Source organism: Natronobacterium texcoconense, from assembly GCF_900104065.1.
GTDB lineage: Archaea > Halobacteriota > Halobacteria > Halobacteriales > Natrialbaceae > Natronobacterium > Natronobacterium texcoconense.
Window position 1 is genome coordinate 49,229 of record NZ_FNLC01000004.1, and the last position, 23,198, is coordinate 72,426.

General features: G+C 62.4%; 26 protein-coding genes and 1 pseudogene. 13 read left to right on the forward strand and 14 right to left on the reverse strand.

Features of this window, described 5'->3' with window-relative positions:
- The first annotated feature begins 72 nt into the window (after window positions 1-72).
- On the forward strand, window positions 73-675 hold the full coding sequence (locus BLR35_RS16310; protein ID WP_211704978.1) for a hypothetical protein: 603 nt from the start codon (window positions 73-75) through the stop codon (window positions 673-675).
- Window positions 676-777: 102 nt separating this feature from the next.
- On the opposite strand, the pseudogene BLR35_RS16315 reads toward BLR35_RS16310, so the two are convergent.
- Window positions 778-939, reverse strand: a pseudogene (locus BLR35_RS16315) (carboxymuconolactone decarboxylase family protein); the annotation flags it as partial.
- A 208-nt stretch (window positions 940-1,147) separates the two neighbouring features.
- On the opposite strand from BLR35_RS16315, the gene BLR35_RS16320 reads away from it, so the two are divergent.
- Both BLR35_RS16320 and BLR35_RS16325 read left to right on the forward strand, forming a co-directional pair.
- On the forward strand, window positions 1,148-2,653 hold the full coding sequence (locus BLR35_RS16320; RefSeq protein ID WP_090384337.1) for a sulfatase family protein: 1,506 nt from the start codon (window positions 1,148-1,150) through the stop codon (window positions 2,651-2,653).
- A 78-nt stretch (window positions 2,654-2,731) separates the two neighbouring features.
- Window positions 2,732-3,016 (forward strand): Hsp20/alpha crystallin family protein, encoded by a 285-nt coding sequence (locus tag BLR35_RS16325; protein ID WP_244510264.1) that lies wholly within the window; start codon window positions 2,732-2,734, stop codon window positions 3,014-3,016.
- 89 nt (window positions 3,017-3,105) lie between these two features.
- Here the strand turns inward: BLR35_RS16325 and BLR35_RS16330 are convergent, their stop codons facing one another.
- Window positions 3,106-3,609 carry a cupin domain-containing protein gene (locus BLR35_RS16330; protein WP_090384340.1) on the reverse strand — a complete coding sequence of 168 codons (504 nt, stop codon included), beginning with the start codon at window positions 3,607-3,609 and terminating at the stop codon, window positions 3,106-3,108.
- 84 nt (window positions 3,610-3,693) lie between these two features.
- Between BLR35_RS16330 and BLR35_RS16335 the strand changes: the two genes are divergently transcribed.
- Complete coding sequence (locus BLR35_RS16335; protein ID WP_090384342.1) at window positions 3,694-4,488, forward strand: HpcH/HpaI aldolase family protein; 795 nt, start codon at window positions 3,694-3,696, stop codon at window positions 4,486-4,488.
- Window positions 4,489-4,549: 61 nt separating this feature from the next.
- Window positions 4,550-6,010 carry a lipase maturation factor family protein gene (locus tag BLR35_RS16340; protein WP_090384344.1) on the forward strand — a complete coding sequence of 487 codons (1,461 nt, stop codon included), beginning with the start codon at window positions 4,550-4,552 and terminating at the stop codon, window positions 6,008-6,010.
- Between the two features lie 6 nt (window positions 6,011-6,016).
- On the opposite strand, the gene BLR35_RS16345 is transcribed toward BLR35_RS16340, so the two are convergent.
- The gene (locus BLR35_RS16345; RefSeq protein ID WP_090384740.1) at window positions 6,017-6,430 is read right to left on the reverse strand and encodes a DCC1-like thiol-disulfide oxidoreductase family protein; all 414 of its coding nucleotides are present in this window, start codon (window positions 6,428-6,430) and stop codon (window positions 6,017-6,019) included.
- An 80-nt stretch (window positions 6,431-6,510) separates the two neighbouring features.
- Here BLR35_RS16345 and BLR35_RS16350 point away from each other — a divergent pair, with 80 nt between their 5' ends.
- The 4 genes from BLR35_RS16350 to BLR35_RS16365 all read left to right on the forward strand — a co-directional run bounded on the left by BLR35_RS16350 (window position 6,511) and on the right by BLR35_RS16365 (window position 8,846).
- On the forward strand, window positions 6,511-6,702 hold the full coding sequence (locus BLR35_RS16350; protein ID WP_090384347.1) for a hypothetical protein: 192 nt from the start codon (window positions 6,511-6,513) through the stop codon (window positions 6,700-6,702).
- 73 nt (window positions 6,703-6,775) lie between these two features.
- The gene (locus tag BLR35_RS16355) at window positions 6,776-7,147 is read left to right on the forward strand and encodes a MarR family transcriptional regulator (protein WP_090384350.1); all 372 of its coding nucleotides are present in this window, start codon (window positions 6,776-6,778) and stop codon (window positions 7,145-7,147) included.
- Window positions 7,144-7,494 carry a type II toxin-antitoxin system PemK/MazF family toxin gene (locus BLR35_RS16360; protein ID WP_090384353.1) on the forward strand — a complete coding sequence of 117 codons (351 nt, stop codon included), beginning with the start codon at window positions 7,144-7,146 and terminating at the stop codon, window positions 7,492-7,494. Before BLR35_RS16355 ends, BLR35_RS16360 begins: the two co-directional genes overlap by 4 nt.
- A 113-nt stretch (window positions 7,495-7,607) precedes the next feature.
- Window positions 7,608-8,846: a hypothetical protein gene (locus BLR35_RS16365; protein WP_090384355.1), complete on the forward strand. Its 1,239-nt coding sequence runs from the start codon at window positions 7,608-7,610 to the stop codon at window positions 8,844-8,846.
- Between the two features lie 110 nt (window positions 8,847-8,956).
- Here the strand turns inward: BLR35_RS16365 and BLR35_RS16370 are convergent, their stop codons facing one another.
- The 4 genes from BLR35_RS16370 to BLR35_RS16385 form a co-directional block, all read right to left on the reverse strand.
- Window positions 8,957-9,268, reverse strand: a complete 312-nt coding sequence (locus BLR35_RS16370; protein ID WP_244510265.1) for a HalOD1 output domain-containing protein — start codon at window positions 9,266-9,268, stop codon at window positions 8,957-8,959.
- A 238-nt stretch (window positions 9,269-9,506) separates the two neighbouring features.
- The gene (gnd, locus tag BLR35_RS16375; RefSeq protein WP_090384360.1) at window positions 9,507-10,412 is read right to left on the reverse strand and encodes a phosphogluconate dehydrogenase (NAD(+)-dependent, decarboxylating); all 906 of its coding nucleotides are present in this window, start codon (window positions 10,410-10,412) and stop codon (window positions 9,507-9,509) included.
- Window positions 10,413-10,468: 56 nt separating this feature from the next.
- Window positions 10,469-10,906, reverse strand: a complete 438-nt coding sequence (locus tag BLR35_RS16380) for a hypothetical protein (RefSeq protein WP_090384363.1) — start codon at window positions 10,904-10,906, stop codon at window positions 10,469-10,471.
- A gap of 89 nt (window positions 10,907-10,995) precedes the next feature.
- The gene (locus BLR35_RS16385) at window positions 10,996-11,460 is read right to left on the reverse strand and encodes a copper resistance protein CopD (protein WP_090384366.1); all 465 of its coding nucleotides are present in this window, start codon (window positions 11,458-11,460) and stop codon (window positions 10,996-10,998) included.
- A gap of 261 nt (window positions 11,461-11,721) precedes the next feature.
- Between BLR35_RS16385 and BLR35_RS16390 the strand changes: the two genes are divergently transcribed.
- Window positions 11,722-12,972 carry an RNA-guided endonuclease InsQ/TnpB family protein gene (locus tag BLR35_RS16390; protein WP_090384369.1) on the forward strand — a complete coding sequence of 417 codons (1,251 nt, stop codon included), beginning with the start codon at window positions 11,722-11,724 and terminating at the stop codon, window positions 12,970-12,972.
- Between the two features lie 144 nt (window positions 12,973-13,116).
- Here the strand turns inward: BLR35_RS16390 and BLR35_RS16395 are convergent, their stop codons facing one another.
- The 3 genes from BLR35_RS16395 to BLR35_RS16405 all read right to left on the reverse strand — a co-directional run bounded on the left by BLR35_RS16395 (window position 13,117) and on the right by BLR35_RS16405 (window position 15,675).
- Window positions 13,117-13,671, reverse strand: a complete 555-nt coding sequence (locus BLR35_RS16395) for a hypothetical protein (protein WP_090384371.1) — start codon at window positions 13,669-13,671, stop codon at window positions 13,117-13,119.
- 54 nt (window positions 13,672-13,725) lie between these two features.
- On the reverse strand, window positions 13,726-15,066 hold the full coding sequence (locus BLR35_RS16400; protein ID WP_090384374.1) for a hypothetical protein: 1,341 nt from the start codon (window positions 15,064-15,066) through the stop codon (window positions 13,726-13,728).
- A gap of 66 nt (window positions 15,067-15,132) precedes the next feature.
- Window positions 15,133-15,675, reverse strand: coding sequence for a deoxyuridine 5'-triphosphate nucleotidohydrolase (locus BLR35_RS16405; RefSeq protein ID WP_280139372.1), 543 nt, complete (start codon window positions 15,673-15,675; stop codon window positions 15,133-15,135).
- A gap of 181 nt (window positions 15,676-15,856) precedes the next feature.
- On the opposite strand from BLR35_RS16405, the gene BLR35_RS16410 reads away from it, so the two are divergent.
- Window positions 15,857-17,827 carry an aconitate hydratase gene (locus BLR35_RS16410; RefSeq protein WP_090384378.1) on the forward strand — a complete coding sequence of 657 codons (1,971 nt, stop codon included), beginning with the start codon at window positions 15,857-15,859 and terminating at the stop codon, window positions 17,825-17,827.
- A gap of 246 nt (window positions 17,828-18,073) precedes the next feature.
- On the opposite strand, the gene BLR35_RS16415 is transcribed toward BLR35_RS16410, so the two are convergent.
- On the reverse strand, window positions 18,074-19,132 hold the full coding sequence (locus BLR35_RS16415) for a M48 family metalloprotease (protein ID WP_394328368.1): 1,059 nt from the start codon (window positions 19,130-19,132) through the stop codon (window positions 18,074-18,076).
- Between the two features lie 167 nt (window positions 19,133-19,299).
- Between BLR35_RS16415 and BLR35_RS16420 the strand changes: the two genes are divergently transcribed.
- A complete protein-coding gene (locus BLR35_RS16420; RefSeq protein WP_090384381.1) occupies window positions 19,300-19,959 on the forward strand; it encodes a helix-turn-helix domain-containing protein in 660 nt (219 codons plus the stop codon).
- Between the two features lie 90 nt (window positions 19,960-20,049).
- Window positions 20,050-20,439, forward strand: coding sequence for a DUF7344 domain-containing protein (locus BLR35_RS16425; RefSeq protein ID WP_090384384.1), 390 nt, complete (start codon window positions 20,050-20,052; stop codon window positions 20,437-20,439).
- Window positions 20,440-20,566: 127 nt separating this feature from the next.
- Here the strand turns inward: BLR35_RS16425 and BLR35_RS16430 are convergent, their stop codons facing one another.
- The 3 genes from BLR35_RS16430 to BLR35_RS16440 form a co-directional block, all read right to left on the reverse strand.
- Complete coding sequence (locus BLR35_RS16430; RefSeq protein WP_170831066.1) at window positions 20,567-20,977, reverse strand: hypothetical protein; 411 nt, start codon at window positions 20,975-20,977, stop codon at window positions 20,567-20,569.
- Window positions 20,978-21,066: 89 nt separating this feature from the next.
- Complete coding sequence (locus BLR35_RS16435; RefSeq protein ID WP_090384388.1) at window positions 21,067-21,360, reverse strand: MarR family transcriptional regulator; 294 nt, start codon at window positions 21,358-21,360, stop codon at window positions 21,067-21,069.
- A gap of 170 nt (window positions 21,361-21,530) precedes the next feature.
- Complete coding sequence (locus BLR35_RS16440; RefSeq protein WP_090384390.1) at window positions 21,531-23,141, reverse strand: long-chain-fatty-acid--CoA ligase; 1,611 nt, start codon at window positions 23,139-23,141, stop codon at window positions 21,531-21,533.
- Between the last annotated feature and the right edge of the window lie 57 nt (window positions 23,142-23,198).

Consider the following 23,198-nt stretch of genomic DNA (forward strand, 5'->3'; position numbering starts at 1 on the left):
TCGGCCTCGAGGCCGATGTGACTACGTTCGACGTCGAAATTTCTAGAGAGTAAAATTAATTCTCCTCAATCAATGTCATTTCGTATGAGCTTGCCCTCCACACGACGAAGCGTATTGCTGACTTTCGCCACAGCTACGAGTATCAGCCTTTCAGGATGCCTTTCCGGGGATCTAACCTCAAACGTGGAGGAGATTTTGAACGAGGACGAAGATAGACAGCTGTTATTTATCGTCCTGAACAACAATACAACCGACGAACAGCAGATCGACGTTCGGGTCGAGAAAGACGGGGAGCCCGTCGTCGAGGCGTCGTACGAACTTCCTCCAGCTGGAACCTCGAGAGCGGACGTTGCTGGAACGACGCCAGCGTCCCAGTACATGATCGAACCGAACTGGTCGGACGAACCTGCAGCGTATGGCATCCGGGTACGATATCCGGAGTCGGACTCCTGGGTCGAAAAGACGGTCGCCGAAGGCGATCACGAGCACGTCGGGGCCTGGGTTACTCTATGGCCCACTCCAGAAGTTGGAATTATCGGATATCCAGAAAGCGAGACCGAGGTAGCGGAAGGGGACCGTGCAGAGAGACGAGTGACAGTACCAGAGGTCGAAGACTGGATCGAGTCGTTTCTCGAAGATCAAGGCGAGCGTGAGTATCACGTCGAAAGCGGCTAAACTACTGTAATTTGCTTTCCCGACACAGCGAAGCAGATCCGCCCAGTAGTTCGAAATGCATATTCTCGAGGCGAAAAATCACGGCTTTAGCCGTGGAGAACGTTACTCGTCGATCCAGGATATCGCGGCCATCGCCTTCGGGAAGCCGACCGTCGGGATCTGGAGGGCGGCGACGTGTCGCAGCGGCTCCGGGTCGACGTCCTCCTCGAGCGCCCACCGGACGTGGGAGTGGACGGCTCCCTCCGACTGGGTGCCCGACGGCAGTTCCGTGAGGTCGTCGATTTCGTCGACCATGCTCACGTAGCTTCCAGACCGCCGGTGTTAACGATCGGGTGTGGTTCTATGAGGTTCGAGAACGGCTCCGTCAGGTCGACTCGAGGCCGATTTTCCGGGGTGGTGCATCTCGATATCGTGAATCACCTGCATAATCCGGGCTGACGACCTTCCCCGTGAGGGGTGGAGTTGTCCTATCATGGCGGAATCCAACGGACGTGACGTGGAGTCACACGATACTGTGCGGAACGTCGTTCTCGTCGTTCTCGATACGGCCCGCGCTACCAGCGTGGGTGAGCGAACGACCCCGACGTTGACGGGGCTGGCCGAGGAAGGAACGACGTTCGACAACGCTTTCGCAGCGGCTCCCTGGACGTTGCCTTCTCACGCGTCGATGTTCACCGGCACCTACCCGTCCGAACACGGAGCTCACGGCGGCCACACCTATCTCGACGCGGAGTTTCGAACGATCCCCGAGGCCTTCGCCGACGCTGGCTACCGAACCATCGGCGTCTCGAACAACACCTGGCTCACCGAGGAGTTCGGATTCGACCGCGGGTTCGACGAGTTACGCAAGGGCTGGCAGTACATCCAGTCGGACGCAGACATGGGCGCAGTCGTCCGGGGCGAGGACCGACGCGAGAAGATTCAGGCAGCCCGCGAGCACCTCTTCGACGGAAACCCACTCGTCAACGCAGCCAACATCCTCTACAGCGAGGTCTTCCAGCCGAGCGGTGACGACGGGGCCGACCGATCGACCACCTGGATCGCGAACTGGCTCGAGAACCGCCGCGAGGACCGGCCGTTCTTCCTCTTCTGTAACTTCATCGAACCCCACGTCGAGTACGATCCACCACGCGAGTACGCCGAGCGGTTCCTGCCCGACGGAATGAGTTACGACGAGGCGACCGACATTCGCCAGGACCCTCGCGCCTACGACTGTGGCGACTACGGACTCTCGGATCGCGACTTCGCCGCTCTCCGCGGACTGTACCGCGCCGAACTCGCGTACGTCGACGATCAACTCGCCGAGATCCGGACGGCCCTCGAGGACGCCGGCGAGTGGGAGGACACGATCTTCGTCGTCTGTGGCGATCACGGCGAACACATCGGCGAGCGCGACTTCTTCGGTCACCAGTACAACCTCTACGACACCCTGCTCGACGTTCCGCTGGTCGCCCACGGCGGGCCGTTTACCGACGGCGGCCGACGGAGCGAACTCGTCCAGTTGCTCGACCTGCCAGCGACACTGCTCGAGGCGGCCGGCATCGACGACCCGGAACTGCTCGAGCAGGGTTCGGGACAGTCACTGGTACCGTTGGTCTCGGACGCTCACACGACGCGAACTCGAGACGCCGTCTTCGCCGAGTACGTCGCCCCGCAGCCGTCGATCGAGCGTCTCGAGGCTCGGTTCGGTGAAGACGCGATTCCCGACCGCGTCCGCGAGTTCGACCGCCGTCTCCGGGCGATCCGGACGAACGAGTACAAGTACGTCGAGGGCAGCGACGGCTTCGAACGGCTTCACGACGTCTCAAGCGACCCCTCCGAGACGACGAATATAGTCGCGGACAAACCGGAACGAGCCAGGCGACTTCGGAACCGACTCGAGGAACGATTCGGTCCGCTCTCCGAGGACGCCGCTCACGACGAGGTCGAGATGCGAACCGACACGAAAGAACGGCTCGCAGACTTGGGATATCTCTGAGCCGCGACTCGAGTGCGAACGTCAAACGTACAGTCGTTCACGGGGACGGGTTTCCGCTTCCGCTGGAAACACGAACTCGTGTCCCCCTCCCTCCACGCGCGACCGGTTCCGATGCAGGCCGTTCACGATCGGTCCGACGGACGCCTCTCGATTGCCGTCGACGCAGCACCGGCAGCACTCGAGGACGTCTCGGTCGAAGTCGGCACTCGTCGCGTCCGGATCAGTATCGACGCCGGGGACGACCAGCACGAACGGACGGTCGTCTCCCCTCTCCCGATCGGTGACGATCGGAGTGCTGTCTACCACAACGGAATCCTGACGGTCACGCTCGAGACCGAAGCGGAGCGACTGTCGCGTCGCTGAGTTCCGGCGCTCTCGTACGAAACGCTGTAAAGTTTACTGGTACTCCCGATTCCGACGGTCGCGCCAGAAATGCCTTACAGCGATTCGTATCACTCGTCGACAGCTATCGACGCACCGCAGTCGGGACAGACGAGTCCCTCGTCGCCGATGCGTGCGTGATCGTGCCCACAGTCCGGGCACGTAACCGAATCCTCTCCGAGGACCGGAATGCGATCGACTCTGACGTCCTCCGACTCGCGGGGTGCACCGAGCGCCAGCGCGACGAGTCGGTCGTCCACGTCGTTCCATCCCGTCTGGAACTCACCGGGTGCGAACCGTATCGCCTCGTTCTCGCCGATCCGAACGGTCCGTGGGCCGTCGTCGTCCGCTGCTCGACCGACCTCGAACGTCGCCTCGCCTTCGAGGACGACGAACACCTCCTCCTGGTCCGGGTGGGCGTGAGCCGCGCCGCTGAATCGCTCGCCGGGTTCGAGGGCATACTGAACCATCGAGACGCCCTCGAGCGACAGCGGCTCCGTCAGATCCCGACGGTCGGTGTGGAGGTTTTCGTCGTACGGTTCGGCGGGCAGGTCGTCGATCGAGATCCGTTCCATGGCCAGATTCCGTTCGCCTGACACAAATAGGTCCCCCGCAACCTCGCCGCCAACGTTTATCCTCGCCACCGGTGTCCGTCGCCCATGACGAGATCACCGCGGCTCAACGCACTCCGTCGAACGCTCGAGGCCGGAGACGTCGCACTGGGCATTCTCGAGAGTACTTACTCGCCGGCGCTGATCGAACTGTACGGCGAACTCGGCCTCGATTTCGTCTGGATCGACCTCGAACACGGCGGTCCGAGTCCCCGTGACGGCGATCGTCTCGAGGAACTCCTGCGGGCCGCGGACGTCTCGGGGACGGAACTACTCGTTCGGCTGCCAGATCCCGATCCCGGCGCGGTCCGGAAGGTCCTCGACGCGGGCGTCCGGAACCTGTTCGTCTCGCGGATCGAGACGGCCGAGGACGTCCGGCAGGCAGTCCAGGCGGCCCGATTCGAGTACGACGGCGAGCCGGGGCAACGTGGATTCGCGAATCCCCGTGCGAGTCGCTGGGGAACCACGAACGACTACGCGGCCACCGAGGACGAGGAGATCGTCGTCGGTGCGACGATCGAACACCCGACCGCAGTCGAGAACCTCGAGGAGATCCTCGCAGTGCCAGAACTCGGCTTCGTCTTCGCCGGCCCGCTGGACCTCGCCGTCGCGACCGGCCATCCCGGCGAACCGGACCACGAGGACGTCGAGGAACTGGTCGAAGAGATTCGGACGAAGGCGCTCGAGGCCGACGTTCCCCTCGGCGGTCTCGGTTTCGGGATGGACGACGTCAACGAGAAGGTCGATGCGGGCTATCAGATATTGAACCTCGGAAGCACGACCGGCGCGTTGCAGGGGGTCGTTCGCTCGTGGTTCACCGAATACGAGGGCGAACGCGAGTGATCCGTGGCCATCGCAGCTGAAAATCCACGACTTTATCCGCCGGAGCCTGTCAGCGTCCCGTATGCTTCACGGCGAGGAGTTCTGGCTCGTCCGGTTTCTCTTCCAGCGGGGGCTGGCTATCCTCTATCTGCTCGCCTTCCTCGTCGCCGCCTTCCAGTTCCGGGCGCTGGCCGGCGAGGACGGTCTCCTGCCGCTCGAGTGGTACGCCGAAGGTGCGTCGTTTCGCGAACGGCCGAGCCTGTTCTACGTCTATCCCGACGATCGGGTCGTCGGGCTGGCGGCCTGGAGCGGCGTCGTCCTCTCTGCGATGGCGGTGCTTGCGGTACCGTACTGGCTGCCCGACGCATACGCGACGCCCGCATCGATGGTCCTGTGGGCCACGCTGTGGCTGCTCTACCTCTCGTTCGTCAACGCCGGGCAGACCTTCTACGGCTACGGCTGGGAGTCGATGCTGCTCGAGACCGGCTTCCTCGCGATCTTCCTCGGAGCAGGTCCCGTCGAGCCGCCGGTCGTCGTCTTCCTGTTGCTTCAGTGGGTGCTCTTCCGCAATATGTTCGGTGCAGGGCTGATCAAACTCCGCGGGGACGACTGCTGGCGCGACCTGACCTGCATGGACTACCACTACGAGACCCAGCCGATTCCGAACCCCGTCAGCTGGTTCGCCCACCACCTCCCCGATCGGTTCCACCGCGGCGAGACGTTCGGAAACCACGTCGTCGAACTGCTGATTCCGTTTCTCTACTTCGCGCCTCAGCCCGCCTCCTCGTTCGCCGGCGTCGTGACGATCGGCTTCATGGGCTGGCTGATGCTCACCGGGAACTTCGCGTGGCTGAACGCCCTGACGATCGTGCTCGCGATCGCGACCTTCAGCGACGGGATCCTCGAGGCCGTTCTCCCCGTCGCCGCACCCGAAACCGTCGCGACGCCGCTCTATCTCGAGGGCACGGTGATCCTGATCGCGGTCGTCGTCCTCGCGATGAGCATCCGGCCCGTCGAGAACATGCTCTCGGAGAGCCAGACGATGAACACGGCGTTCGACCCGCTGCACCTGGTCAACACCTACGGCGCGTTCGGTTCGGTGACGAAGGATCGCTACGAGGTCGTAATCCAGGGAACGACCGACGAACGGCCCGACGAGGACGCGGAGTGGCGAACCTACCGGTTCGAGGGGAAACCGACCGATCCGAGCCGTCGGCCGCCACAGATCGCGCCGTACCACCTGCGACTGGACTGGCAACTCTGGTTCGCCGCCATGCGACCGACGCCGCGTCGCCAGCCGTGGTTCTACCGCCTGCTCGTGAAACTGCTCGAGCGCGACGAGCGAACGGAGTCGTTGCTCGCCGAAGTGCCGTTCGAGGACGGCGAACAGCCGACCCACGCTCGGGCGATCCGCTACCGGTACCAGTACACGACGCCCGAAGAACGCGAGGAGACCGGCGACTGGTGGCGCCGCGAGCGGGTCGGCACCTACGTCCACCCGGTGAGCCTCGAGGAACTTCGAACGCGAGCACCGGCGGCGTAACCCCGGTTATCGATCGCTCGAACTCGAGTCGTCGTCTTCGCGGTCTCGTCTCACTGGTGGGGTCTTCGAGACGACCTGGCCCCACTGTGCCCGGTGGTCGGCGACCGACCGGTAGCCCCACTCGCGGAGGCGGCCATAGTCCTCGAAGTTCCTGAGGAACAAGACGCCGTCCCGGAGCGGCTTGGCGACGTCGGAGCGGACGAACGCCTCCTCGATCGAGGCGCCACAGGAGTAAACCCACTCGTCCGTTACCAGATGCGAGCAGGCCTCGTAGTTCTCCGGCAGTCGCTCCCGTAGCTCGGGCGTCAGATCGCTGAAGCCGACGATCCGGAGGTCGGTGCGCTCGTCGAAGAACTCGGCCCACCAGGTACAGAACCCGCAGTCGTCGTCGAAGACGAACGTGTCCTGGGTGTGGCTCACGTGAGAACAGACGGCCTCGAGGTACAAAATACGCCACCCCGACACGCGGAATACTTCCGTCGGACTCGAGAAAGATCGATATGGAGCGATTCGTGCAGGCGATCGTGGCCGGCGGAATCGCGCTCGTCGCCGGGCTCTGGCTCGTCGAACTGTTCGAGTGGTGGTCGCTCGCGTGGCTGGCTGGAGTCGTCCTCGCCGTGGTCGGTACTGGTAGTGTCTTCGCCGGGATTTTCAGCGAACTCGAGAGTGAGCTAGTTCGTGGTTCTGAGTGATCACTTCTTTCGGTATTTTCGTAGTTTTCACTCCTAACGCTCTTTACGGTAGATACTGTAGTTCCATTCGACGATGTCCATCGATCGAGACACCTTCGAGAACGCGAGCGAGGAAGAGCTTTCGGGACTTTCGGTTCCGGAGCAAGTTCTCGGGTTCCTCGCTGCAAACGAAGATCGGGCATTCAAGGCCAGGGAAATTGCCACCCAGATCAGCGTCGACGAAGGCGCTGTTAGTACAGCACTCTCGCGGTTGAAGGACCGCGATCTGGTCGAACACAAAGCGACGTACTGGGCAATCACCGAAGACGCCGACCGCCTCGAAAGATACAGCGGCTACGAGCGGGCAACTGCCCTGTTCAACGAACAGTTCGGTACGGAAGATAGGGACGCTTGGCGTGAACACGCTCCCAGCGAACCACATCCGAACGTGGAGAACGAACAGTGACTGACGAAGAGTCCCCGATCTTCGAGCGAGGCGATGTCGTCTACGGCGACGACCCGTTCAAAGGTGACGGAGCTGCTCGACCCTGGCTCATTCTCTCGAATCACGAAGGTCGTCCGTTCCACGGTGAGCAGTACATCGTACTAACGTTAACGTCGAAGTCCTGGATGGATGACCTCATCTATATCTCCGAGGAGAGTTGGATTCGTGGTGGAACGCCGGACGAGAGCCGAATAATTCCATGGGGTGTCCAATCGATCGACCACGGCGACATCGATTTTTGGCAGGGCCGACTGAAAGAGTCTCTCGTCGACGAGGCGGTTTCTGCCCTCGTCGACGAATTGCAGTAGTCCCACGCACGTTTCTCTTAACGGGGTGGCTCTCGGTCGACGACAACCACCACGAAATTCCGAAGTTCCCCACTGCCGGAAAATTATTGCATCCCGTCGCCTATTCCGCTCGTATGAGCAGTGCGGCCGGGTCGCTGTCGGAACCGCAGGTACTTGCCCACACCAAGCGGCGGCTCTTTCCGGGCGAGGAGGACGACTCCTACGTCGTCGCCGACACGCAGTTCTCGAAAGACGAGTGGCTCCCCGGACAGCCCATCGAGCCGTCCGTCCGGGATCGGCTGGCACCGTTCAACCACGTGCAGGTCGGCGGCGGCTATCCCGACCTCGTCGGCGTTCGCAACCTCGAGTCGGATCTGCTGGCGGTCGAACGACTCGGCGACGAACCGCCGCTGATCGCTATCGAGGCGAAGGGGTACACGAGCAGCGGCGTGGATACGGAACTCGGGATCGTCCAGGCGTACGACCGTCTCAACGAGGCGAACGCGGCCTACGTCGCCGCACCGGTCGACGTCATCTCCGAGACGGACCGGACGCTCGCGCGGGAACTCAACGTCGGCGTGCTGGGCGTCGACGCGGCGGGGACCGTCGAGGTACTCGAGGTGCCACGCGTCGTCGGCAACCGGACGACGACCGAGGCGCGAGCGTTGCGATTCCAGGCCGGGGCCCAGGGCGTCGCGGACGCTTCGTTCGGGCTCAACCACCCGAAAAACTACCTCGGCTATCCGCTGGCCCATTACGCCGACGGCGATACGGCGACGCTACTGTCGGAGTACGAGGTGGTCAACGCCGTCACGGACGCCCGCCGTGGCGCTGCCTTCCTCGGACTGATCGAGGACGGCACGAGGGTCGAACTGACGTCGCTCGGCGAGGAAGTGATCCGGTTCGGGAAGGCCCGCTACGGGAGCGTCGAGTCGGCACTCGAGCAGTTCGAGAACTGGCACGGCTCGCCGAAACGGTTCGTCGACCTCGCGCCGGCGTGGGGGCAACTGGCTCGTCGCGTCGTCTTCGACTACGAGGCGACGGAACTACTCGTCGGCGAACTCCAGGCGATGCACGACCACGGTATCACGAACCCGTCGCTGGTCGATACCGTCGAGTGGCTCCACGAGCAGTTCCCCTCGTTCACCGTCGAACTGTTCGTCCGCGGGGACGACGACGTTCGCAGGCGAGTCCTGACAGAAGACGGCGACCTCCGTCCGTCGGCACTCGAGGACGGGACCGTCTACCACTCGCCGACAGTGTTTCAGCTGAAAGCGATGCTGTACCACGCCGGCATTCTGACCGAACGCGGGGCCGAGCCGAGCAACCTCGAGCCGACCGAGGACGTCTGGGCTCTCCGTGAGCCCGTGTGACTGTCGTGGCCGTGTCGTCGCTGGCTGAAGACTGTCTCTCGAGCGATACTGGCGTTCGAACCTCGAGCGATTCGACTACCCGGCGACGATTGGACTGGAAAAGAGTCTCCCTACAGCGACGGCGACGAACCGGTGTCGACGGTACGTGGCTCACTGTCGGCAGTGACGCTTCCGTCTGCGAACGAAACGCGGAGATCACCGTCGACGTCTTCGACCCTGATGGTCCGGCCTTCGTAGGCAAACTCGAGACTGGTAAATCCGTCGGATTCGACTAGCGCGTCGATCACGTCGGGATCGATCGTGTCGTAGAGCGGCTCGAGTTCGAGCGGGTCAGTACCGGTTTCGTGAGCGACGAGGTCGATGACCACCATACTGAGTCGTCGCTCCTCGTCTACTACCGTCGTTGCTCGTGAAGCACTCATTACCCACGTCCATGGCACCAGTGGTAAAGTAAATATCCCAAAATTCCGGCCGGTACTGTTACGGTGGAATTACAGTCCAGATCGCTATCTAGCACGAATTAATGAGTGATATAACTCCGAAAAGAGCGTCGTAATTCCTTGTCTGGCCCGTTAGCGTTGTTCTCTCCAGAAAAAGGATTCGGGCAAATCGAACGTTAGTATTTCGCTACTCGAACATTTCTGCCTCGCACAGAGACGGCTACTCCCGTCGCGGGACGTCGTGACGACCGAACCCGTACCGAAGCCGACTGGCCAGCCGTCGCGAGAACCGGCCGTCGTCGGCCCGCGAACCGAAGCGTTCGCCCAGTGCAGTGTAGATCAGCGGCAGCGGTACTTCCTGCTCGAGACCCTCCTGGACCGTCCAGGTACCCGTCGAACCGCCCTCGACGCGGTCGGCGACCGTCCCGAGGTCGTTGCCCTCTTCGCGGAACGCCTCCTCGCAGAGTTCGAGCAGCCACGAGCGGATCACCGAACCGTTGTTCCAGACCGAGGCGACCGACTCGAGGTCGAGGTCGTACCGGCCCTCGTGGAGCAGTTCGAATCCTTCGCCGTAGGCCTGCATTAACGCGTATTCGACGCCGTTGTGGATCATCTTCACGTAGTGGCCCGAGCCCGCGGGCCCCAGCCGTTCGTGGCCGTTCGGACCCGTTGCGACGGCGTCGAACGCGGGCGTAAGTCGCTCGTAGGCTGCTTCGGGGCCGCCGACCATCAGCGAGAAACCTAGTTCCGCACCTGCGGGCCCACCCGACGTCCCGCAGTCGAGGTACGCCGCCGGACAGGACTCGGCGCGCCGAACAGAGTCCTCGAAGTAGGAGTTGCCGCCGTCGACGACCACGTCGTCGCTCTCGAGGTGTGGCTCGAGTTCCTCGAGTGCCGCGTCGACGGGGTCGCCGGCGGGAACCATCAGCCAGACGTGCTTGCCGTCCTCGCTGTCCAACTTTTCGGCGAGAGCCGCGATCGAGTCGGCCGGTCGCGCGCCCGCGTCGGCCGCCGCGTCGACGGCGTCGTCGTCGATGTCGAAGGCGACGACGTCGTGGTCTGCTGCGAGCAGTCGATCGACGACGATCCGTCCCATGCGTCCGAGTCCGATGACGCCCAGTTGCATGGCAGTGGTTCCGCTGGGGAGGGAGGTAGTGGTTGTGATTCCCCGCGCGGGTCGTGTCAGTGGCGTGCTTGCTCGAGACGTGCCCAGCCGATCGCGTCGAGGACGACGATCCGGTCGTTACAGAGAACGTAGACGCCGTTGTACTCGGAGCCGTTGCCGTCGTAGTACGGAAGCGAATCGCGGATTCTGTCGACGACCGACCAGGCACCCTCTCGGTCGATCGTGACGTGTTCCCACTCTTCGCGGGCGTCGTTCCGGATGGCCCGGATGATCGCCCGTTGTGCGCCAGGAATCTTCGACAGGCGTTCCGACGAGGCGTCGACGATCGTCGCGCCGCTTGGAACGTCCGTCTGGTCGACTATCCGCGCACCGAGATCGGCTTTCGACTGTCCGCTGCTCGCGCGCGACCGTCGCGACCGGAGCCAGTAGCCAGCAGCCGCTGCCGTCCCGACGGCGAGCAACGGGAGTGTCATGTCTTTCCCCCTGAGCATCATGGGGAGTACGTTACAGTAACTGACTAAGTATCTTTCGCAAGAATTTTCGTTTCTAAGAAGTCAAGTCTGAAAGGTGATGGGAACCCGGACTACAGCACCGCGGCAACGTTCGACGTGATCGCGCCGGCGACGACGAGCAACGCGATCGCGACCACGGCGGCGATCCGATACAGTCCGAGTGCGTCGGCGGCGGGTTCGCGCAGTTTCTTCCCGTTGAGACCGGCCTCGAACCGCTTCGAGCCGATCTCGACGAGGGCGGCAAGCGCCAGCCAGAGCGCGACCATCACGAGCACCAGTTGCCCGTTGATCGTGCCGAACAGCGAGTCGGCGGTGTAACGAGCCTCTGCAAGGTGAGCACCGGTCAACAACAACACCAGCGCACTCACTCTCGAAATCGTCGTCAGTTTGCTCGAGATCGTCTCGAGCGGTGCCGTCGTGTTGAACGCACCGTCACGAGCCAGTGGAAGAACGACGAACGCGACGTAGACGACGCTACCCGCCCAGATAGCGGCGAAGACGAGATGGAGCGTCTGTGTGATGAACGCATCGACCATACCCTTGGGTTAGAGAGGGATGGTATCAGCGTTCCGACTTACAGCCGTCAGTAACAGTCATCGCTACTATCTTCTTACAGCGAGAGAATCCCGGCGTTTACGCCGTCATCAGAAATCTTCGATTTCTGATTGCCCGTCAGACGTAGTCTGACGACCGGGCGTGAATCGCGTCACTCAACTACGCGAACCACCGCTCGACAGCAGACCGGATCTTCCACGCTAATCCACACCATTAAGTAGATTTCTCTACATAGGCTATGTATGGCGATTGAGGTCACGCGCACCTACGTTGGTTCCATCCAGAACCAGCAACAGGTCAGCGATGGCCTCGATTCGCTCGGCGACTCCGCCTCGAAGATCTGGAACATCGCACGCTGGACAGTTGATCGTATCTGGGAGGTAACCGGCGAAATCCCCGATGAAGGAACGCTGAAATCGTACATGAAGAACCAAGCGTGCTGGAAAGACCTGAACGCACAATCCAGTCAGAAAGTCATCGAAGAACTTTCTGACGCTTTCCAGTCGTGGTTCGACCTGCGACACAAAGACGACGAGGCGAATCCACCCGGCTACCGCAAACATGGCGACACACGCCCCAAGAGTACGGTCACGTTCAAGGCAGACGGCTTCAAACACGATCCAGAGAACAACCGCGTCCGCCTCTCGAAAGGTTCGAACCTGAAAGAGAACTGGTCGGACTTCATCCTCTGCGAGTACCAGACACGCCCAGACGTTGACCTCACAGAAGTCAACAGCGTGCAGAACGTTCGAGCCGTCTGGAACGGCGACGAGTGGGAACTGCACTTCGTCTGCAAAGTCGAACTCGAAACCAACGACTCAGCAGGAGACGGCGTGGCAGGGATCGACCTCGGCATCAAGAACATCGCCACGGTCGCGTTCCCTGACGAGTACGTCCTGTACCCCGGCAACTCGCTCAAACAGGACAAGCACTACTTCAAACGTGCCGAGTACGACACCGAAGGGGAGAACGGTCCTTCGGAGAAGTCGAGGTGGGCACGTCGGAAACTCGCTGACCGAGAGACACACTTCTACCACGTTCTCACGGACACCATTATCACGGAGTGTGTCGAACGGGGTGTTGGAACACTCGCGGTGAGTTGGCCCAAAGACGTGCGAGAGTCCGACTGGGGCAAGACCGGCAACAAGAAACTCCACTCGTGGGCGTTCGACCGTATCTACCAGTATCTCGAATACAAGGGCGAGATTCGTGGTGTCGAGGTACTGAAAGAGAACGAGTGGGAGACATCGAAGACCTGCTCACGGTGTGGAGACGACACGAAATCAAACCGGGTCGAACGTGGGCTGTATGTCTGCTCGTCGTGCGAGTTGGTCGGGAACGCGGATTGTAACGGGGCGGAGAATATGCGTCAGAAGATAACTCCGAGTCCTCACGGTGAGGATAGGAGTAACGGCTGTGTGGCACAGCCATCGGTACACCTGTTCGACCGCGAGAGCGGGACGTTCAACACGAGAGAACAGGTCGTGTCGTAGACCAGCAAATATCCCAACCTACGGTACGGGAAGCCTCGCCGTTTACGGCGAGGAGGATGTCACCATGCGGACCACTGTACGTCGTTTCCAGGACAACCGCAGACAATTCGCGGTCGTCCCGGTCAATCGTTACAGCGGACCGTCTCATTCGAGCCACTCGGGAAGCCAACCGACGACCCGTCGGCGAACGAGCGCGTACCCCAGCGAAACGACGACGGCACCGACGACGAGGGTTGCGATCCAGCCGTCGAAGACGACCAGTGCGGGAATCGCGAGTGCAACGGCGAGTGCGGCGTCTTCGGGTGCGCCGTCGTAGCGAACCCAGCGTCGCGGCCGAATCCACTGCCCGCGAGCGTGGTCGTACACCGCCCGATCGGTCGGATCGTTCCACGGGTCCATCTCCGGACCGCCGCCGAGGGCGTCGCTGGCGGCGTGAAGCCAGGCTGCGACGGCAAACGCAGCGAACGCGACGGAGACACTCGAGGGGACGGCGACGGCAATCGAAACTGCAGGGACGGCGACTGCGAGTCCGAGAACCGGGAAGTGGAGGGTTCGACGATGCTCGAGAATCATATCGAGATCGGGCGCGAGTCCGCCCACTATCGCACCGATAGCCAGCGGCACGCGGAACTCGGGCAGAGCCATCGCTACGGGGGCGACTGCAGCGAGCGCGACGAAAACGTGCGTGGTCGCCATCATCGGCCCCGATCACCGGTCATACCGGTCGTTCGAACCGGAACGGGAAAAACGGGACTACTCGCGGACGTCCCCGGTGGCGACCGCGACGGCCTCGTCGATCCGCTCGAGGATTCCTCTTGCGAGTAGGTAGCGTGCATATCCGTTGGCCTGGCTCCAGCGCCAGTCTTCCTCGTCGTCGTCGAGCCCGGAACGTTCGATGCCGCGGTCGCCGGATTCGATCCACGACTGTGCTTCCTCGGCGAAAAACAGCGTGAGTGGATCCGGATCGTCGGCGAGGACATCCTCGAGTCGTTCGACCGCGTCGCGTTTGGCGGCGTCGATCGCGCCGCTGTCGAGTACGTCTACCTCCTCGGCCTCGATGCGCTCGCGTTCGGCGCGGCCTGCAGCCAGGAAGAGCCATCCTTTGGCGAGTTCGACGGTGCCGTAGACGGCGTACCCACCGTCGACGCGTCGGTCGGAATCCCCGACCAGCGAGTCGCCGTAGCTGGATCGAGAGTACAGCGCGCTGTGAACGTCACGACGGCCGGTTTCGGATTCTCCGACGTCGTCGCCCTCGAACTCGCCGATACGATCGGACCACTCCTCGCGGTCCTCGAGCAGGTCCTCGACGCGGTCGTGGAAGACTGCTCGAGCGTCGGCCATCGTCTCGGCGAAGTGGTCGCCGTCGGAGACGGGGTCGCGTTCCCGGAGCACATCGCGGTAGGTCTCCGCAGTGTCGACCCGAGCCCGATTCTGTTGGACCCCTCCGTACAGGCTTCCGATCCGTTCGGCGCGGCTAGTGTCGTCGTCTCGGTCGTCCACGTCGGCATCCACCCGACGCGACAGGAGCGCCCGTGCCTGGTGGAGATCGTGTTCGACGTATCGGCCGTACGCGAGAAACGTCGCGGGATCGGCGGTCACGTACTCGAACTCCGCGTGTCGATCGCGGGCCCGTTCGAGGTACGACTCGGCGTCGGCGGTCGGATCACGGTCGAACTCGCCGACACGTGCCATCGCGTACGCGTAGCCGCTAGCGGCCTGCCACTGGTGGCCTCGAACCGTCCGAACGGCGTCGGCCGTCGGCGCCTCCCAGGGCCGGTCTTCGGCGTACTCGGCGGCGTGTTCCAGCCGCGGTCGGCTGTACCTGAGAAAGCGATCGTGCTCGTCGGTCTGATCCCATGCCTCGAGCGCGTCGGCGGCGTACTCACCGGTCTCGTCGGCGAACTCGTGGAGCAACTCGTCGGTCGCGTGAACGGGAGCGGGAACGGTCGGGATACTGCGCCGTCGGGTTCGAGCGTAGGCGAGTCGGTTCGGCAGCGTGCTGTAGGCCGTCGTACAGCCGGCCAGGGCAGCCAGACTGCCGGCGCCGGCCGCGGCGAGGAACCGGCGGCGGGAGGGTCGTGGAGGGCGGCTCATAGGAACCGAGAACGACCACCGCCGAATAAAAGGTTGGGTTTCCGAAATGGTGGTCGGCGGAGACGGTTACTCGAGGTTCTCGCCCTGATAACTGCCGTCGTAGACGTCCTCGTGGTCGGCCTCGGCGAACACGATCTGGGCGATCCGGGCGTCGCGTTCGATTTCGACGTCGTGGTGGACCTGCAACAGCCCCTCGCCGCGACCCTCGTAGCCGGCGTCCCAGACGGCCGTGTTGAGCATACAGGAGTTGCGCATCAGCGACGAGCGCGGGTAGACGAACCCGATATGGCCCTCAGGGATCTCGATCCGTTCGTTGTAGCGGGCGACGTAGGCCCCCTCGGGCAGGTAGTACGTATCGGGTGACTTCTGCTCGAGTTCCTCGAGCGGCCGGGCGACGCGGTCGCCGATCTGTTTACCGTCGCGGCCGATGCGACCCGGCTCGAGCTGTTCGAAGACGACGTCCAGGGTGAGGTCGACGCCGTTTGGCTGGACTTGCTCGTCGGTCGTCGGCGAGATGTGCTCGGCGACGAACGCACCGGACCGGAACATGGTGGTGTTCTCACGGCGGCAGCGAGAAAACGTATTCGTTTCGCTCGGGACAGATTGCACGGATTCGAGTTATGAACTTCGCTTCAATACCGGCCAAATGATGGGTACCATTCGGTAATCGAGAGTCCTCGACAGACCGAAAAACTTGCCAGACCACGTGTCTTACCACCTGGAAACGAATTAACAACCGTCATAGAAACACGCTGGATTTATCAGGGCGGGAAGCCGAGTTTCGTGTGCTATGGGACAGACTCTCACCGAAAAGATTCTCGACGACCACCTCGTCGAGGGCGAACTCGAGACCGGCGAGGAAATCGGGATCGAGATCGACCAGGTTCTCACCCAGGACACGACCGGTACGATGGTCTGGCTCCAGTTCGAAGCGATGGGACTGGACGAGGTCCAGACCGAGATTGCAGCACAGTACTGTGACCACCAGACCTACCAGTTCGACTTTAAGAACACCGACGACCACCGTTTCCTGCGTTCTGCGGCCGGCAAATACGGCGCTTACTTCTCTCGCCCCGGCAACGGTATCTGTCACAACGTTCACCGCGAGAACTTCGCGGCTCCCGGCAAGACGCTGCTGGGCTCTGACTCCCACACGCCGACCCCCGGCGGCCTCGGCGAACTCGCGATCGGTGCCGGCGGGATCGACGTCACCGTCGCCATGGGTGGCGCTCCCTACTACATCGAGATGCCCGAGATCGTCAACGTCCGTCTCGAGGGTGAACTCCCCGAGTGGGCTACCGCGAAAGACGTCATCCTCGAGCTTCTCCGTCGCCTCTCCGTGAAAGGCGGCGTCGGCAAGATTCTCGAGTACACCGGACCCGGCGTCGAGACGCTGACCGCCCCCGAGCGGATGACGATCACCAACATGGGGACGGAACTCGGCGCGACGACGTCGATTTTCCCGACCGACGAGCAGACCGAGGACTACCTCGAGCGCGTCGGCCGCGAAGACGAGTTCGTCGAGCTCCAGCCCGACGACGACGCCGAGTACGACGACGAAATCGTCGTCGACCTCTCGGATCTCGAGCCGCTGATCGCCCAGCCGTCGATGCCCGACAACGTCGTCCCCGTCAGCGAAGTCGAGGGCGAATCCGTCGAGCAGGTCATTGTCGGCTCCTGTACGAACGGTGGCTACGAGGACATCCTCCCAGTCGCCAAGATGCTCGAGGGTCGTGAGACCTCGATGGAGACCGAGACCATCGTCGCCCCCGGCTCCAAGCAGGCCTCCGAGATGCTCGCCCGCGAGGGCTGGGTCGCGGAGATGATGGCCGCTGGCGTCAACTTCTCCGAGGCGACCTGTGGTGCCTGTATCGGTATCGGCCACGTGCCCGCTTCCGACTCGGTCTCGCTGCGTACCTTCAACCGCAACTTCGAGGGTCGCTCGGGTATCGAAGACGACAATGTCTACCTCTGTTCGCCGGAAGTCGCGGCCGCAGCCGCACTCAAAGGCGAGATCGTCGACCCACGGAACCTCGCCGACGAACTCGGCGACCTCGAGGCTCCCGGTGTCGAACTCCCCGACGAGTACGACGCCTCCAAGACGGACCTCATCTCGCCGGACGAGGCCGTCGACGACGAACTCATCAAGGGCCCGAACATCGGCGACGTCCCGATCCGCGACCAGCTCAGTAGCGAGGTCGAGGGCGAGGCCCTGCTGAAGATGGAGGACAACATCACGACCGACCACATCATCCCTGCAACCCAGGACATCCTGATGTACCGGTCGAACGTCCCCAAACTCTCCGAGTTCACCCTCTCGCGTGTCGACGAGACCTTCGCCGACCGCGCACTCGATGCCGACGGCGGCTTCCTCGTCGCCGGCGAGAACTACGGTCAGGGCTCCTCGCGCGAACACGCCGCGCTCTGTCCGATGTACCTCGGCATCGAGGGCGTCCTCGCACAGAGCTTCGCACGCATCCACCGTGCGAACCTCTTCAACTTCGGTATCGTCCCGCTGACGATCGACGAGGACACCTACGAGAACATCGACCAGGGTGACGAGGTCGAAATCGTCGACGACGTCTACGACGCCGTCACGAGCGGTCAGGAAGAGTTCACCGTCCGCGTCAACGGTGAAGACGAGTACACCGCAACCCTCGACGCCTCCGAACGCGAACGCGACATCCTCGCCGCCGGTGGCAAGCTCGCCTGGACGAAAGAACAGGCCGAGGGCAGCGGCGCTGCGCCGGCTGACGACTGATCGGCTCTCGTTTCCGTCTTTTTCGAAGTCGTCTTCGTTCTCTCGGATGGACTACTGTCGGTCGTTGACGACACGACTGCGGGCCGAATTGGGGTTGCGCCGGCAATCGTTGCACCAGACCGTATCAGCTGAGAAGCGAGACGCGTCTCCACATTTCGTCCGGAACCCGTACAGACCCACAGCCAGTGAGCCTACTCGACAGGACGGCGATCACCGCTGCGACCAGCCGTCTTCCCCTGTCGCTGGTCACAGTTCGTCACGAGCGAGGTTGCGCAATCGTTCGATGCGCTCCTCGGTCGGCGGGTGGGTGTCGGGGAAGATGTCCGTACTGACCAGTTCCTTCGAGCCGAACGCGCGGTCCTCGAGCGGTGCGAGGTACAGTGCCTCCGCACCCCCGTCGAGTTCCCGGAGGTCCTCGTCGGGCTGGTCCGGCATCGTCTCCGCGAGTTTCTCGAGCGCGCTCGCTAGCGCGGCGGGCGAACCCGTTATCGTCGCTGCGGCCCGATCAGCGGCGTACTCTCGGTGACGCGAGAGCACCCGGTACAGGAGGACGCTCGCGAACCAGAACATCGCCGAGACGGTCATAGTCAGGACTGCACAGATGGTGATAATAACGGTCGCGTAGACCAGTCCGCGCTTGTCGCTGCTGCCTCTCGTCCAAGTTCTGGTCGAACCGAGCGCCTGAAAGAGCCCGTACAGCACGTAGAAGGCGACGACCGCGAGGTAGTAGGTAATCGTCGGCAACAGCCAGGCGACGGTCATCAGGTTCGCGTCCCGGTTGCGGAGGTGAGCGAGTTCGTGGGCGACGACGGCCTCGAGTTCCTCGTCGTCGAGCGTCTCGAGTAGGCCGGTCGTAACCACGACGCGGGCCCGGTCGCCGCCGTCGACGGCGAAGGCGTTGGGGACGTTACTGTGGACGACCGCGACGCCGGGCGTCGGCAGGTCGATCTGGGTGGATAGCCGGTTTACGGTGGCGTGAAGATTCGGATACTCGTCTCGTTCGACGCGTCGCGCACCGACCGAGCCGAGGATCGCACGCGGCCCGTACCGGTACTGGATGGCGATTCCACCCAGGACGACGACCGTCAGAAGGATTGGGTCGATGCCGAAGCCGCTGCTGGACCGCGGATCCTCCAAACTGATCAACGCGATACCGACCGTGTTCGCGAGAAACAGGAACGTGTAGACGAACGCGAACGGCAAGAGGGCGATCAATACGAGTGCGACGACCATCCGGATCCGGAGCTGGCGCTCGGGACCGGGAATCGCCGACTCGAGGGTGTCGGAGACGGATGCAACGAGCATTCGAACGGGTGATCGCCGATCGGAGTCTGGAGCCATCGTCTGAAAGGTCTACGTTCGAGACGTCACCGCGAGCTGATAGTATTGTCGGTGTTACTGTTTTCGCTCTCGAACCGCGAGAAAACACCGTCAGGAGGCAGGTCTAATACCAGTCGTCGCCTACCGACGGTATGACAGTCGTCGCCGAAATCTCGATCGAGGCCGATCAGTTCCTCCTCGGCCAGATCATCGCCGAGCACGCCGGACTCTCCGTCGAACTCGAGCGCGTCGTTCCCGCGGAACAGCGAGTAATGCCGTACATCTGGGGGTACGGAACGGACCTGGCGGCGTTCGAGAAGGCGATGGCGGAAAGCCCGAACGTGGAGTCGATCACGGTCCTCGACCAGTACGACGATCGGGCGCTGTACAGGATCGAGTGGGAGGATCCGGCCGAACAGTTGATCGCTGGCATCGCCGAGACCGACGCGACGATACTCGAGGCACACAGCGACGAGGAGTGGCTGTTTCGCATCCGGTTCGAAGACCACACCGGTCTCGCCCAGTTCAACCAGTACTGCACGGAGCACGGGATTTCGTACCGGCTCAACCGCGTGTCTTCGCTCGATACTGCGCCTTCGAACGGTCACGAGTACGAACTGACGGACAGTCAGTACGAGGCCCTCGCACTCGCCGTCGAGCGCGGGTACTTCAAGGTTCCTCGAGCGGTGGAGTACGACGAACTCGCCGAAGAACTCGACGTCTCCGTGCAGGCGCTCTCGGAACGGGTTCGTCGCGGGACGGACAAAGTGCTGAGTGCTGCTTTACTCCACCCCGGTGAGCGAAACGCTTAACACCGATATTCACGGGAACCAGTACTACGAAGATAAAGACCCTGAGTAGTCCGGAGTGCCAGCTTTCATAATCTACACCTACTGAAAACTATGGTCGAACAACTCCGGCTTGACAGGGTGGAAACCCCCGAATTCCTCGACACGATCTACTCGGTGTTGGCCGATACACAGCGACGGTACGCTCTTCAGTACCTCCTGGCTCACTCCGAACCGGTTTCGGTCCACCAGTTGGCGAACGAACTCGCCGAACTCGAGTCCGGGACGACAGTCGGGAGCGTGTCGACCGATCAGCGACAGGAGATCTACCTCCGTCTGAAGCACGTTCACCTGCCGTTGCTCGCCGATACGGGGATCGTCGAGTGGGACCGGGAGAGCGAGCGAATCACACTCTCGTCGCTTCTGGACCACCTGTCGGTGTCGATCCGAAACCCGGGCGGAATACTCGATATCTCGGTGTCGACGCGGTCGGAGCCGAAGTAGAATCTCACTACCGGATGGCAGTGACGGCGGCGTGGCCTCGCCAGCTTCCCATCGGTATACAACCGCCAGTTTCCTACCCAGTGGATCGAACTCGTCGGAAGCCCCGTTGGTTACGACGGGGAGGGAGTCACTTCGGTCCGACGCCGTACAGGTCCGGGTTTCGCCACCAGAACAGCGCCCAGGAGAACAGGAAGCCGACACCCATCGAGACGACTTCCCGGAGAAGTCGCGGGATGTCGAAGTCGATGATGGCCACGAGAGCCAGTGCCGAGCCGACCGCAGCGCCCATGAGGACGAACGCGAGGTCGCCGACGATGCGTTCCCGTGGGTACTCCCAGTAGTGCTGGCGGTCGTCGTCGTACCAGATCCCCAGGTAGATCAGCACCGGTGCCATCGCCGTGATGACGGTGATTACCCAGTACTCCTCCGCCAGCCCAGCCGGTGCGAACACGAACGCGTTGACGAACTGGGCTCCCATCGAAGCCACGAACAGTCCGACAAGCAGCCAGCCCCACCGTGGCAACCGATCCTTGTCGATATCCATGCACGGAAACGGTTACTGGGGCAAAATAATCCTACCGCTATTCGACGCGGAAAACGGAGGAAAACGACCAGAAAAGCCGCGCGTTACTCCGCACAGCAGGCGTCTTTCTTCGGGGACTCTTCGACCCCGTTTCCGTCCGCAGCGACCGGCTGTTCGAGTCGATAGAGGCTCTGCCGGGCGTCCGCGAAGTAGATATCCTCGTCGACCAATCCGATCCCCTCGAGTCGCTCGAGGGCGTATCGGACCGTCCGGGCCGAGAGCATCGACTCCTGGACGATCTGTTTCTGGGTCAACGGACCGTCGTACTCGAGTACTTTGAAAACGAGCTTGGCACTTGGTGGCAAGTCCTCGATTTCCTCCCCGTCGGTCTCTGCCATATTACGAATCGAAAACCCCCAGCAGTATAAAACTTGAGCCTTACTGGGTGTGAATCAATATAAATTCTATATTATATTTGGGGAAAGATTGCTGTAGAGGGCTCGAGAAGGCCTATGTCTGTATTTGACTGGCTGGTCAGGATCTGGCTGGGCCCGGCGAAGCGACGGCGTCACCCCTGGCCGATCATTCGTTCTTCGTCTTCCCACTCCTGCTGTCGTAGTTCGTACTTCTGGGTCTTGCCGGTCGCCGTTTTGGGGAGCTCCTCGACGAACTCGACCCGACGGACGACCTTGTAACTCGCGAGTCGGTCGCGGGTGTACTCGGTCAGTTCCTCGGCCGACACCGGCGGATCGTCGGGATCACCGTTCACGGGAACCACGAACGCCTTCGGCGTCTCGCCCCACTCCTCGCTCGGCGCTGGGATTACCGCCGTATCTGCAACCGCGTCGTGGTCGAACAGCGTGTCCTCGAGTTCGATGCTCGAGATGTTCTCGCCGCCGGAGATGATGATGTCTTTCTTCCGGTCGCGGATGGCGATCAGTCCGTTTTCGTCGACTGTCGCGAGGTCGCCGGTGTGGTAGTAGCCTTCGACGCGGTCGTGGAAGGCCGCCTCGGTCTCCTCGGGCTTGTTCCAGTAGCGGTCCATCACCTGATTGCCACGGACGACGACTTCGCCCAGCGTCTCGTCGTCCCGCGGCACGTCGTCGCCGTCCTCGTCGACGACGCGGACGTCCGTTCCGAGGATACCCATCCCCTGCCGTTTCTTGAGTTCGAAGCGGTTGTCGTCGGTGACGTGTCTCGATGGGGCCGAGATCGTGATCAGCGGACCGGTCTCGGTCGCCCCGTAGAGGTGTTTGAGTTTCCAGCCGAACGTCTCCTCGACGGCACGGATGGTCGCCTCAGGCGGGGCGCTACCGGCGGTGGTGACGCGGACGTCGTTGTCCCCCGCCATCGCCGGTTCACCCTCGCTCTCGTAGTAGTCGATCAACTGGTTGAGCACTGCCGGAGCCGCACAGAGGAAGGAGACGTCCTCGGTCGTGATCGCGTCGACGATCTCGTCGGCGTTGACGCCACGCGTACAGACGTGTTTCGCCCCCTGACCGGTCAGCGCGTAGATGTGTCCCCAGCCGTTGACGTGGAACATCGGCAGCGTCCAGAGGTAGACGTCGTCTTCGGAGAGTTCGTGATAGATCGACACCAGGTAGGCATGAAGCGTCTCGGTCCGATGAGTGCGACAGACGCCTTTCGGATCGCCGGTCGTCCCCGAGGTGTAGTTGATCGTGATGATCTCGTCTTCGCTCATCTCCGGCCGGTCGACCTCGGTTCCGGCCGCCTCGAGCACCTCGTCGAACGCCTCCCACTCGCCGTCGACGGCGTCGACGTCGTTCGTGATGAACGTCTCCGTCGGCACCGAATCGCGGATCGCCTGGATCTTCTCGGCGTACTCGTAGTCGGCGTAGATCGCGTCGACGCCCGCGTCCGACAGGATGTACTCGTAATCGTCGGCCGTCAGCCGGTAATTCAGCGGCGTGAAGACGGCTCCGACCTGCATCGTTCCGTAGGCCGCCTCGAGATGGTAGTGGGTGTTCGGGTCGAGCACGGCGACGCGGTCGCCTTTCTCGATGCCACGTTCCTGCAGTGCCGCCGAAAACCGGTCGGCGCGCTCGCCGAGTTCGGCGTACGTGAACCGCTGGCCGTCCGTCGCGACGACGGCCTCTTCGTCGGCGTAGTACGTGCGGGCCTGCTCGAGGAAGTCCGTGACAATGAGTGGCGTTTCCATACCCAAATCTTTCCCGAACGACCATGATACATATTTCGATTACTAGCGATAATTTCC

Excerpts from the sequence above, each read along its gene's own strand:
- BLR35_RS16310 (WP_211704978.1), top strand. The coding sequence starts at position 73 with ATGTCATTTCGTATGAGCTTGCCCTCCACACGACGAAGCGTATTGCTG.
- BLR35_RS16400 (WP_090384374.1), bottom strand. The coding sequence starts at position 15,066 with ATGAGCCGCCCTCCACGACCCTCCCGCCGCCGGTTCCTCGCCGCGGCC.
- BLR35_RS16415 (WP_394328368.1), bottom strand. The coding sequence starts at position 19,132 with ATGCTCGTTGCATCCGTCTCCGACACCCTCGAGTCGGCGATTCCCGGT.
- BLR35_RS16395 (WP_090384371.1), bottom strand. The coding sequence starts at position 13,671 with ATGATGGCGACCACGCACGTTTTCGTCGCGCTCGCTGCAGTCGCCCCC.
- BLR35_RS16320 (WP_090384337.1), top strand. The coding sequence starts at position 1,148 with ATGGCGGAATCCAACGGACGTGACGTGGAGTCACACGATACTGTGCGG.
- gnd (WP_090384360.1), bottom strand. The coding sequence starts at position 10,412 with ATGCAACTGGGCGTCATCGGACTCGGACGCATGGGACGGATCGTCGTC.
- BLR35_RS16440 (WP_090384390.1), bottom strand. The coding sequence starts at position 23,141 with ATGGAAACGCCACTCATTGTCACGGACTTCCTCGAGCAGGCCCGCACG.
- BLR35_RS16370 (WP_244510265.1), bottom strand. The coding sequence starts at position 9,268 with ATGAGTGCTTCACGAGCAACGACGGTAGTAGACGAGGAGCGACGACTC.
- BLR35_RS16390 (WP_090384369.1), top strand. The coding sequence starts at position 11,722 with ATGGCGATTGAGGTCACGCGCACCTACGTTGGTTCCATCCAGAACCAG.
- BLR35_RS16380 (WP_090384363.1), bottom strand. The coding sequence starts at position 10,906 with ATGATGCTCAGGGGGAAAGACATGACACTCCCGTTGCTCGCCGTCGGG.
- BLR35_RS16335 (WP_090384342.1), top strand. The coding sequence starts at position 3,694 with ATGACGAGATCACCGCGGCTCAACGCACTCCGTCGAACGCTCGAGGCC.
- BLR35_RS16420 (WP_090384381.1), top strand. The coding sequence starts at position 19,300 with ATGACAGTCGTCGCCGAAATCTCGATCGAGGCCGATCAGTTCCTCCTC.
- BLR35_RS16350 (WP_090384347.1), top strand. The coding sequence starts at position 6,511 with ATGGAGCGATTCGTGCAGGCGATCGTGGCCGGCGGAATCGCGCTCGTC.
- BLR35_RS16355 (WP_090384350.1), top strand. The coding sequence starts at position 6,776 with ATGTCCATCGATCGAGACACCTTCGAGAACGCGAGCGAGGAAGAGCTT.
- BLR35_RS16365 (WP_090384355.1), top strand. The coding sequence starts at position 7,608 with ATGAGCAGTGCGGCCGGGTCGCTGTCGGAACCGCAGGTACTTGCCCAC.
- BLR35_RS16330 (WP_090384340.1), bottom strand. The coding sequence starts at position 3,609 with ATGGAACGGATCTCGATCGACGACCTGCCCGCCGAACCGTACGACGAA.
- BLR35_RS16385 (WP_090384366.1), bottom strand. The coding sequence starts at position 11,460 with ATGGTCGATGCGTTCATCACACAGACGCTCCATCTCGTCTTCGCCGCT.
- BLR35_RS16435 (WP_090384388.1), bottom strand. The coding sequence starts at position 21,360 with ATGGCAGAGACCGACGGGGAGGAAATCGAGGACTTGCCACCAAGTGCC.
- BLR35_RS16410 (WP_090384378.1), top strand. The coding sequence starts at position 15,857 with ATGGGACAGACTCTCACCGAAAAGATTCTCGACGACCACCTCGTCGAG.
- BLR35_RS16340 (WP_090384344.1), top strand. The coding sequence starts at position 4,550 with ATGCTTCACGGCGAGGAGTTCTGGCTCGTCCGGTTTCTCTTCCAGCGG.
- BLR35_RS16425 (WP_090384384.1), top strand. The coding sequence starts at position 20,050 with ATGGTCGAACAACTCCGGCTTGACAGGGTGGAAACCCCCGAATTCCTC.